Source organism: Desulfitobacterium sp., assembly GCF_035539115.1.
In the GTDB taxonomy this organism is placed as follows: domain Bacteria; phylum Bacillota; class Desulfitobacteriia; order Desulfitobacteriales; family Desulfitobacteriaceae; genus Desulfitobacterium_A.
Map to the genome: position 1 here is coordinate 1 of NZ_DATLJA010000082.1, position 9810 is coordinate 9810.

At 41.9% G+C, this 9810-nt stretch carries 11 protein-coding genes and 1 riboswitch; of the genes, 5 read left to right on the top strand and 6 right to left on the bottom strand.

What is annotated here, in order from left to right; genetic code table 11:
* Window positions 1–378: 378 nt before the first annotated feature.
* The 5 genes from VM640_RS13060 to VM640_RS13080 form a co-directional block, all read right to left on the bottom strand.
* Window positions 379–1065 carry a C40 family peptidase gene (locus VM640_RS13060; protein ID WP_325392917.1) on the bottom strand — a complete coding sequence of 229 codons (687 nt, stop codon included), beginning with the start codon at window positions 1063–1065 and terminating at the stop codon, window positions 379–381.
* A 219-nt stretch (window positions 1066–1284) separates the two neighbouring features.
* Window positions 1285–1791 carry a GNAT family N-acetyltransferase gene (locus VM640_RS13065; protein ID WP_325392919.1) on the bottom strand — a complete coding sequence of 169 codons (507 nt, stop codon included), beginning with the start codon at window positions 1789–1791 and terminating at the stop codon, window positions 1285–1287.
* A 41-nt stretch (window positions 1792–1832) separates the two neighbouring features.
* Complete coding sequence (locus VM640_RS13070; protein WP_325392921.1) at window positions 1833–2612, bottom strand: ABC transporter ATP-binding protein; 780 nt, start codon at window positions 2610–2612, stop codon at window positions 1833–1835.
* 1 nt (window position 2613) lies between these two features.
* Window positions 2614–3651: a FecCD family ABC transporter permease gene (locus VM640_RS13075; protein WP_325392923.1), complete on the bottom strand. Its 1038-nt coding sequence runs from the start codon at window positions 3649–3651 to the stop codon at window positions 2614–2616.
* Window positions 3652–3681: 30 nt separating this feature from the next.
* On the bottom strand, window positions 3682–4671 hold the full coding sequence (locus VM640_RS13080; protein ID WP_325392924.1) for an ABC transporter substrate-binding protein: 990 nt from the start codon (window positions 4669–4671) through the stop codon (window positions 3682–3684).
* A gap of 133 nt (window positions 4672–4804) precedes the next feature.
* A riboswitch (cobalamin riboswitch) is annotated at window positions 4805–4981 on the bottom strand.
* Between the two features lie 306 nt (window positions 4982–5287).
* Here VM640_RS13080 and VM640_RS13085 point away from each other — a divergent pair.
* Complete coding sequence (locus VM640_RS13085; RefSeq protein ID WP_325392926.1) at window positions 5288–5611, top strand: phasin family protein; 324 nt, start codon at window positions 5288–5290, stop codon at window positions 5609–5611.
* 22 nt (window positions 5612–5633) lie between these two features.
* Window positions 5634–7313, top strand: coding sequence for an ABC1 kinase family protein (locus tag VM640_RS13090; protein ID WP_325392928.1), 1680 nt, complete (start codon window positions 5634–5636; stop codon window positions 7311–7313).
* 145 nt (window positions 7314–7458) lie between these two features.
* Here the strand turns inward: VM640_RS13090 and VM640_RS13095 are convergent, their stop codons facing one another.
* The gene (locus tag VM640_RS13095; RefSeq protein ID WP_325392930.1) at window positions 7459–7824 is read right to left on the bottom strand and encodes a hypothetical protein; all 366 of its coding nucleotides are present in this window, start codon (window positions 7822–7824) and stop codon (window positions 7459–7461) included.
* Between the two features lie 345 nt (window positions 7825–8169).
* On the opposite strand from VM640_RS13095, the gene VM640_RS13100 reads away from it, so the two are divergent.
* The 3 genes from VM640_RS13100 (at window position 8170) to VM640_RS13110 (ending at window position 9719) form a co-directional block, all read left to right on the top strand.
* Window positions 8170–8934, top strand: a complete 765-nt coding sequence (locus VM640_RS13100) for a vitamin B12 dependent-methionine synthase activation domain-containing protein (RefSeq protein WP_325392932.1) — start codon at window positions 8170–8172, stop codon at window positions 8932–8934.
* A gap of 128 nt (window positions 8935–9062) precedes the next feature.
* A complete protein-coding gene (locus VM640_RS13105; protein WP_325392934.1) occupies window positions 9063–9338 on the top strand; it encodes a hypothetical protein in 276 nt (91 codons plus the stop codon).
* A 3-nt stretch (window positions 9339–9341) separates the two neighbouring features.
* Window positions 9342–9719 (top strand): tyrosine-type recombinase/integrase, encoded by a 378-nt coding sequence (locus tag VM640_RS13110; RefSeq protein WP_325392936.1) that lies wholly within the window; start codon window positions 9342–9344, stop codon window positions 9717–9719.
* Window positions 9720–9810 lie beyond the last annotated feature (91 nt).

The window sequence follows — 9810 nt, forward strand, 5'->3', positions numbered from 1 at the left end:
AAAGAGAACCTAAAATGTTTCCGCATTGGGCTCTCGGAATGGTGCCGTAATGGTTGAATGACAAGAGCCGTATGAATCGAGAGATTCACGTACGGTTCCGTGAGAGCCTGTGGGTGAAATCCCCATGGGCTACTCGACTAATATCAAGACACTGATGGCTATGCCCATGATCACACGACGTATGGGTTACACTTCCATGGTTGTGTTGGGGTGCAAATTGGGAGTAGTTCATTGTTCAATAACCCTCCTTTTGAATTACTCCTTCAGTTTACGCAAAGGTGTACTAGGAAGTGAATACGAAAGTTGGGAGACGGTAAAGAATCGAACTAGGGCTGATTAGGGGACAAATGAAAAGACTGAGCGTTGGAAAAAAGCGGTTTAGAGGACCCGCTTGGCGCCAATCAAATGAGATTCCCAATACGATCCCAGGGGATAGATCGTTACCCCTTTAGAGGATGATGCATTTATGAACTGTCCATTTCCAGTATAAATTCCAACATGGTCAATCACTTTATCCTGATCCAAGGAGAAGAAAATCAAATCTCCAGGCTGAAGATTGCTTAAGGAAACAGTGCGCCCTTGATTAAACTGGTCTTGGGAAACGCGAGGAAGGGAAATGCCATGTTGGGCAAAGACATATTGAGTAAATCCAGAACAATCAAATCCACTCGGCGAAGTACCACCCCAAACGTATTTGACTCCAAGATAACGTTTGGCGGTCGAGATAACGGCAGCTGCGCTTGAGCTTGATGAGGATGCAGCGGATTCTTGACTACCCCGGGATACTGATGCTTGAGATTGCGGACGGGGACGGGGTGTTGTGGAATTCTGTGGTTTGAGTTGTGAAGTAGTCGAAACTGAGTCTGAAGTTTGGGCAGAGCTGGAAGGAGATGTCGAAACCGCGGTATCGGTACTGGCTTCTGACGTTTGAATTGTTTGAAGCTGGGCTACTGTTGTTTCGTTAGAAAGGTCAGGAGACACTTTGCTCGGAGCTGCAGTTAGAGCACTGACAAACATCCCCATTGTTAAAACTGCAGCAATTGTAAAGTTAATTCTCTTATTCACAAAAAGACTCCTTTCAATTAACAATTTTAATAAATCCAAACTGTAATTACTTAAATGCCGTCGTAGAATAGAAGCACAAAATAAAAAAATAGACAACTCATAACGTTTAATGAGGTTGTCTTTAGTATAAAGCATAAGAACAGAACTTGTCCTTATATAAAATCTGGGAACTTAAAGAATATATGGAAGCGGAGAATAAGGGATAGGGGAACTAACTTATTAAGAAAATTTCCTGGCCAAATTATTTAAGGCTTCGTCAGATACTCTAAAGACAGTCCACTCATCCATTGGGACTGCGCCTAATTTTTTGTAAAACTGAATTGAGGGTTCGTTCCAGTCTAAACACCACCACTCTAATCGACCACATTTTCTTTCAAGTGCTAATTTCGCTAGAAATGCAAGGATAATCTTCCCGATCCCTTTTCCTCTCATCTCAGGTTTTATATATAAATCTTCCAAGTAGATCCCCGGACGACCTAAAAACGTCGAAAAATTATGAAAAAATAACGCAAAACCAACCGCCTTCTGGTTAAATTCCGCGATTATAACCTCAGCCATCTTTCTTTCAAAGAGAGAATTGGTTAAAACTTCTTCCGTTGCCACAACTTCAGGTAGCATTTTCTCATATTCTGCTAATTCCCGAATTAAAGCTAAAATTAAAGAAACATCATTTACGTCCGCAAATCTTAATTTTAAGTTTGCCAACGGGGTATCTATTAATTGCATTCGTCCTTTCTCCCATCATGTAGACTAAAACTTATCTTTTCTCATCGGCTCGTTAAGAGAAATTGAGGAACACCTAACGTGGGGTGTTTGATTTTTATGAGATCCGTTTTATAAACCTGGGTCAGGGTAGTTTCTTCTAGCACTTCCTCCGTTGTTCCCCACTTTTTTACGTGTCCCTGATCCAAAAGAAGGAGTTTATGACAGTACTGTCCAGCTAAATTAAGATCGTGTAAAACCATAATGACCGTGAGCTTGTTTTCTAATTGCCAGTGCCGAACATGTTCCATAACCAGGATCTGGTGTCCGATGTCGAGATAAGTTGTGGGTTCGTCTAAAATTAAAATATCAGGTTCCTGGACCATCGACCGGGCGAGAGAAACCAGTTGGCATTGTCCACCACTGAGCGTGCTCACTTTTTGGAAGCGTTTATCCCATAGTTCCAGATTTTTTAAAACGTTTTCGATCATTTGATGATCATGAGCGCTTAAATCAGCGAAAGGCTTTAACCAGGGATAGCGTCCCATCCCGACAATTTGTTCTACCGTGAAGGGCAGGGGAGCGGGGCCTTCTTGTTCGAGTACTGCGATACGCCGCGCTAAATTTTTTTTGCTGAATTGAGCAAGGGGATGGTCTTCAAGGAGGATTTCACCTGAATCGGGTGTAAAAAGCCCACTCATCGCTCGAATGAGTGTGGATTTGCCGCTGCCATTTGGTCCAATGATTCCAAAGATTTCACCTTTTTCAATTTCGAAGCTGATGTCTTGGAGAACTGGAAAATCGCCGAAATGGTGACTGACCTTCTGGATTGAGAATTCGCTCATATTAGCCCCTCCTTAAACTGCGCTTAAGAAAATAAGCAAAAAACGGAGCGCCAACAAAGGCAGTAATCACGCCGATGGGAATTTCCTGGGAATTAAGAAGATTACGTGCCAAAGTGTCTGACCAAAGTAGGAAAATTGCTCCGGCTAACGTAGAGACGGGGAGAAGAATACGGTGATCAGGGCCGACCACAAGTCGCATGAGATGGGGGACGATCAGGCCGACGAATCCGATGATCCCGACGACAGAAACGGCTGCCGAGGTGAGAAGAGAGCCAATGATGAGAATTCCGACCTTCTTTTTCTCCACATTCATCCCTAAATGTGTAGCTGCCCTTTCGCCTAGGGAGATGACATTAAGGTCACGTTCTTGGAGGAGGAGGTAGAGGATTCCGATTATAAAATACGGAACGAGCAGGGCTACGTCTGACCAACTCCGGTTGGCCAAACTGCCCATCATCCAGAATACGATTTCCTGCATTTGCTGCCCGGAAACGGCAATCAAGAAGGAGAGAAAGGCGCCGATTAATGATTGGACGACGACTCCAGCGAGAATAAGGGTCTCACGATCATGTTGACCCCGCTGTTTAGACAACATGAGGACAAAAGCTAAGGATAAAAGTCCTCCGAGAAATGAAAAGAGGGGAATACTGAATTGCCCTAAGTAAGAATGTCGGAAAAAGATCATGGAGGAGGCAGCACCTAAAGCTGCTCCAACAGAGATGCCGAGGATATAGGGGTCAGCTAAGGGATTACGCAAGATTCCTTGAAAAGAGACTCCGGCGGAGGAGAGCATCGCTCCCACGAGAAGGGCGAGAAAAACGCGGGGTAAACGTAATTGCCAAACGATGGTCGCTTGGGCTATTGTCCACGTCGGTTCTAGATGAAGAAAGGGAAGATGACTGAGTAGAATTTTCCCGGTAAGTCCTAGAGGAAGATGCACGGAACCGGTCATTACGCTTAAGAGAACTGAAAGAAGGAGCAAGAAAAGCAAGCCGAGGATTATCAGGTTCTTTTTCTTCAAGTGGGGAACTGATTTCATGCCTGTTCCTCTCTTCTTTGGTGAACTCAACTATTTGAAGACGTCGGGATAAAGTGCTTTGGCGATCGATTCCATTCCGTCGACAATGCGTGGGCCGGGTCGTGTCACCATGTCACTATCTAAGTCAACCACCCGTTTATTTTTTATGGCATCAAGGTTTTGCCAGCTTGGCCGAGCAAAAATCGTTTCTTTGACGTTGGGAAGATAGTAAGAATAGGTATCAAAAATAACTTGAGGATTTTTGGCAATGACTTGTTCAGTGCTATATTGTGCCCAGTCCTTGACATCACTGGCGATATTTTTGCCACCGGCTTTTAGCAGAAGCTCGTTAAGAAAAGTGCCTTCACCCGCAGTAAAGAGGTTAGGGTCGACTTCAATCCAGACTTTGAGACGATCGGCATCTTTAATCCCAGCCACTTTTTGTTCGATACTTTTTTCTTTCTGTTGCATCGCGTTGACCAGTTTTTGTGCTTCGGCTTGCTTATTCGTAATTTGTCCGAACTTTAAGAGCGTATCATAGGTTGAATTTAGGGTTTGGGGATTGAATTGCACAACAGGTATTTTTAAATTGCGAATTGCGGTGATCGTCTTCTCATCTTGCAAACCGACAATAATAAGATCGGGATTTAGCTTTAAGATTTGCTCAGTGTTAGGCTTGAGGCTATCTTCGAACACATACTCCGCTTTTTGCAGCGCTTCTTTGGGATAGTCATCATACTTCGTCACGCCAACCACGTTGTCACCTAAGCCCAACGCATAAAGTGTTTCTGTTGACGCGGGGACTAAGGAAACAATTCGCTTGGGCTCAGCAGGGATCGTGACTTCGGCCTTGAAATCATCCGTGATTTTAAAGGGATAGGTTGTGTGTACTGCAGTTTCCGAACTTTGAGCTTTATCCATGTTTGCAGGTGGATTTGCAGGGGTTGTTCCGCAACCGGTAAGTAAGGAAAGAATGAGTACCGTAATGAGTGTGAATAAGGAAACAGTATTTCGTCTAAATGATAATAATTTGTTTGACATAATGATACTTCCTTTCGTAGCCTTAAGATTGAAATAAAAAAACCCTTCCGTCCTCGAGGATAGAAGAGTTTTGTGCGGGTGCAGGATTGTCGCAGGAGACCACAATCAGGCGCCTACCCCTTGTCCTCGAAGGTACGTACGCTATGAATAGGTAGGTCTCCTGGCTTATGGCAAAGTAGCTTGCGCCTTCCCATCCGTAGACAGTGGCCTTTTGCAAGATACCATTCCAAATTACAGTGGCGGGACCGCATCGGAATTTCACCGACTTCCCTTTTTCCCCTTAAGGGGAACCTATTCATGATAATCAATTGACTCCATTATAGTGTACTACGCTCAATTCGCCAATAGTAAAATAAATATCAAAGGAATTAAGGAAGGATGAAACAAGGAACTTATATTTTTGGGTACTTCGTTCATAATAAGAACAAGGAATAAGAAGTAGATGCAGGACGTAAAGTTTAAAGTCAAAACCGAACTGATAGGGGGGTGAATGGTGTAATCTTCAACGAATAATTAAATGAAAGAAAGAGAAGGAAAAAGACGAAAAAACAAGAACATAGTATGTAAATGAACTAATAATGAACCGATATTGGAATATTTAAGGAGGATGAAGTCGATGATCGATCTTTTGAGAAAAGGCTTGGCACTAGGGTTAGGTTTAGCAATCATGAGTAAAGAGCAAATCGAAAAAACGGTTGATGAACTGGTTAAAAAAGGTGAAGTTTCAGTGACGGAATCTAAAGATCTTATCCACGAACTGATTCAAAAGGGAGAAGAGCAACAGGAAGATTTAAACGGCAAAATACAAGCGCAATTTCAGAAACTTCTAAGGGAACTCAATGTCCCCACTCAAGCAGATATAGACCGCCTAGAAAAGAGAATCGCTAATCTGGAGAACCAACTGGGGAATATACCGGACCATACGCCTGACAGTGATTGATGGCTTAAGTTAGGGGATCACGATGCTTAGAAGAAGAATACGCCATTTAAATCGCTATCGTGAAGTTGCTGCAGTTCTCGCACGACATGGATTTGGCTTCATCATTGAACAGATGGGGCTTACTAATTTATTGTCTTTACCCAAACGATTAATATTTCGAAGTCAGGAAGAAATTGATCCGCAAAACATCGGGGAGCGACTGCGCCATGCGCTTGAGGAGTTAGGTCCAACCTATGTGAAATTGGGGCAAATTGCAAGTACACGCCCTGATGTTTTGCCTGATTTTTTAATTCAGGAATTAGAAAAACTGCAAGATCAAGTGGCTCCTTTTCCTTATTCGGAAGCACGACAAATTATTGAAAGTGAATTAGGGAAGAGTCCTAACGAGGTTTTCGCGAGGTTTGAAGAAATTCCAATAGCTGCGGCATCGATCGGGCAGGTATACAGGGCTGTACTTAAATCGGGTGAAGAAGTGGCGGTCAAGGTACAGCGCCCCCAAATTAGCCAAGTTATTGAAACTGATTTGGAGATTCTCCTTGATTTAGCAGCGATTGCTGAACGGCGAATTGATTGGGCCAAACACTATCGGTTAAAGGAAATGGTTGAAGAATTTGCCCGTTCTTTACGATCTGAGCTTGATTATAGCATCGAAGGTCGTAATGCCGAGAAAATTGGGTTGCAATTTAAAAATACACCAGAGGTTCATATTCCTAAGATTTATTGGGATTATTCAAGCCAAAAAATTCTCACCTTGGAATTTGTTCATGGCGTCAAATTAAGTCAGAACGAAGAACTCCACGCTTTAGGGTATAGTCCTAAAAAAATCGCTGAGAATTTAGTTAAGGCGATGTTTGAGCAGATCCTAATCGCAGGATTTTTTCACGGTGATCCTCATCCGGGGAATGTGTTTGTTTTACCCGGGCAGGTAGTTTCTCTGATTGACTTTGGCATGGTCGGCAGACTTACTTCGGAGATGAGAGATAATTTTTCCTCTTTAGTTATTGCGATGATGCGAAAAAAAACAAATGAAATGCTTGATGCCGTTCTGGAGATGGGGATTGTTCCAACCGATATCAATATGAAGCTGCTCTACCGCGATGTCGATAAACTACGGGAGAAATACCTTGATGTACCGATGAGTGAGATTCGTTTGGGGGAGGCCGTTAACGAGCTTTTTAAAGTTGCCTTCAGTCATCGAATTCAGACCTCTGCAGATTTTGTGATGTTAGGGAAAGCACTCTTAAGTTTGGAAGGAATTGTTGAACAACTGGATCCAGACATAAGTATCATTGATATGGCTGAACCCTATGGCAAACAATTATTAAGGGAACGTTACAAACCGAAAAAACTTGCCGAAAAAGCTTGGCATAATCTCAAAGAATATGGGAATTTGGCCAAAGACCTGCCCGAACAGACTAAAGACCTTTTGCAAAGCATCAAGAGTGGAAAAATTCGCTTCGAAATTGTTACACCCGAAATGGATAATTCTCTAAGAAAGGTAGATCGACTCAGCAATCAGCTATCGTTTAGTCTTATTCTCCTCTCCTTTAGCATCGTTATGACCGGACTGATCATTGCTTCTGCCCTCGGCAGTCAGCCCATGCTTTTGGGTCACATTCCGGCCATCGATGTTGGCTTCACCTTTGCCTTTATTATGTTTGTTCTTCTTATGGTTTCAATTTTCAGATCGGGGCGATTCTGAGAATAGGTTTCTATCCCCTAAAAAAGAGTTCCGAAAAAAGAGCACCGTATCACTTTTTAAAGTGGTGCGGTGCTCTTTTATAGTTTATTTTGTAGCTAATTTAAGGCATATTAAGGATGGAATTCTATATAAGAATGGAATGAACTTAGATTAACCCTCCATTGGAACGAATCTGTTCGCGAAGTGAGTCGAACTGAGACTCGTCAACAATTGCGGCCAAAAGGACATCTCGCCCCGTTACAAAGGAGCCTCCACCATTACTCATTCCGCTCGCTGAAGTGTCCGCAGCGGTTAAGGGACCTACATCGCCGCTAATATCCCCCAGGGTTAAGTCGGATAAACTGCCGATTTGCCCAGTAGCCGGATTCATCAGCTGATCTGAAGTATCTCCCGGATATTGGTGAATCCGATCGATCTGGACATCAGAGATTCCCATGCTTTTTATTTGGTCCGCGATTTGCTCTGCCTGATCCACGGTCTTAAAATACGCCAGAATGTTTTTTTCACCCATCGTTTTAATCCTCCTTGGATTGGATTATGATATTAAGATAATCGCGTTTTTGTAGCTCTTCTCGATACGCTTCTGATACGTTTGTTTGATGCTTCTCGTTGATTGTCTTTTGTGATGAACGCATAGTTTGTGAATTGTAAGGTCTTTTTTAGGTTTGGTTATTCAAGGGTTTTCTATACGAAATCTTCTACGATGTTCATAACTTAAAAAAATTCTCGCCGCTATCATCGTGTTGCGTTATGCGAAAAGGTAAATGTGTCACTCCTAAAGGTTATTCAGATTAGAATGAAGAATTAGGGTATGAGTGAAGCAAGCTCATGCCATTTTTTCAATGTGGAGGTTATCATGTTCAAGGAACGAATTGACTTTTTACCCAAAGAATTAATTCAGAATCAACAGCAAGTGATGCGTTATCTTGCTCCTTATCTATCACCGAATAGTGCAGCTGAAAAAGAAAATAATGTGAGGACGAAACTCATTAGTAAATCGTTTCTGGAAGGCCTTCACGTTTTTACTCAGGATATAAAACCAAAAGCGTCTTATGTCTTTACGGAGATTAAGCCTAGCCCTAATTGGTTAGAAAGCAAAGAGGGCTTAATCCTTTTACCTTATAAGCATCCCTTATCCAATAAGGCCAATCATGCAATCCTTTTCGCCACCACGCTAGGCTCTATGATTGATGAGTGGATCCTTGAGTTTTTTAAAGCAAAGGATTATTTATTAGGTTACATGCTTGAGGCGATTGGACTTGCAGCCTTGCAGGAAATTGAAATAAGAGTTCGGAAGGCGTTTTATGACATAATTCCAGGGGAGAATCTTAGCCTCAAAAAATTGAGTCATACGCTTTGCCCCGAATGCCAAGGAATACCGACGGGGGCACAAAAAGAACTATATCAGATCACTGAAGCACACGTTATTGGAATCACTTTGCAAAGAGACTTAGTGCTATACCCCTTAAAATCCGTAACGGGTATCATTCTGGCAGGACAGGATTTAACCATTTTTCAGGAAGATCAATGTTTGTATTGCAACAAGAAACATGACTGTTTATATCGAGATAAAAGTAAAGAAGCAGAGAATAAATTCTTATCGAATCTAAATCTTTTGTAAGGAATATTTTAAAGGCTTATATGAAATTTAGTGATATTTGTTTTAAGACTGATATTACTCAAAAATAATAAAAGGATTTACCATTTAAATGGAGAAATATACCGATAAAGTTTATTTATGGGTAGGTGATGCTGGTGACATTGATCATTTGCACCAATAAAAGCGTAGAGGGACACCAAGCGATAAGCTCAATTAAATTTTTCTTTTACGTTGTTCTTAACCGATCGAATAAAACGGTTGATTTACCCAGACCAAAGAAAGAACAGAAGTTACCGGAGGTTCTCAGTCAGAGGGAAGTTGAGTCAATTCTTAAATCGGTGCAAAACACTAAGCATAAAGTTATTTTGGTGTTAACCTATTCAGCTGGTTTACGTGTAAGTGAAGTGGTTAATCTAAAAATTTGAGATATCGATAATGAGCGTATGCTTATTCATGTCAAACAGGCAAAGGGGAGAAAAGACAGATATACTCTCCTCTCAACGGTCGCCTTAGAAATGCTTAGAGAATATGCTAAACAATGTAGGCTGACGGATTGGCTTTTCCCAGGCGAGAAAGAGGGAAATCATCTCACAGACCGTAGTGTACAAAAAGTGTTTGAAACTGCATGTCAACGAGTAGAAATAAAAAAAGATGTTTCTGTTCATTCTCTCCGGCATTCGTTTGCTACCCATTTATTGGAGGCAGGGACAGATCTAAGATATATCCAAGAACTCCTTGGACATAGTAGTTCGAAAACCAATGTCGTCAATCTAAGCAACCATAAAATACCACTCTGTATCGAATAGAAAATATTATTCAAAAAATGTTCCAGACCCCTTGACATTTAGAAAATCATCCAATAATCGAAGCGGATACCTTTTTATGGTATATCTTTGA

Excerpts from the sequence above, each read along its gene's own strand:
- VM640_RS13100 (WP_325392932.1), top strand. The coding sequence starts at position 8,170 with ATGTTCAAGGAACGAATTGACTTTTTACCCAAAGAATTAATTCAGAAT.
- VM640_RS13075 (WP_325392923.1), bottom strand. The coding sequence starts at position 3,651 with ATGAAATCAGTTCCCCACTTGAAGAAAAAGAACCTGATAATCCTCGGC.
- VM640_RS13085 (WP_325392926.1), top strand. The coding sequence starts at position 5,288 with ATGATCGATCTTTTGAGAAAAGGCTTGGCACTAGGGTTAGGTTTAGCA.
- VM640_RS13080 (WP_325392924.1), bottom strand. The coding sequence starts at position 4,671 with ATGTCAAACAAATTATTATCATTTAGACGAAATACTGTTTCCTTATTC.
- VM640_RS13095 (WP_325392930.1), bottom strand. The coding sequence starts at position 7,824 with ATGGGTGAAAAAAACATTCTGGCGTATTTTAAGACCGTGGATCAGGCA.
- VM640_RS13065 (WP_325392919.1), bottom strand. The coding sequence starts at position 1,791 with ATGCAATTAATAGATACCCCGTTGGCAAACTTAAAATTAAGATTTGCG.
- VM640_RS13105 (WP_325392934.1), top strand. The coding sequence starts at position 9,063 with ATGCTGGTGACATTGATCATTTGCACCAATAAAAGCGTAGAGGGACAC.
- VM640_RS13070 (WP_325392921.1), bottom strand. The coding sequence starts at position 2,612 with ATGAGCGAATTCTCAATCCAGAAGGTCAGTCACCATTTCGGCGATTTT.
- VM640_RS13090 (WP_325392928.1), top strand. The coding sequence starts at position 5,634 with ATGCTTAGAAGAAGAATACGCCATTTAAATCGCTATCGTGAAGTTGCT.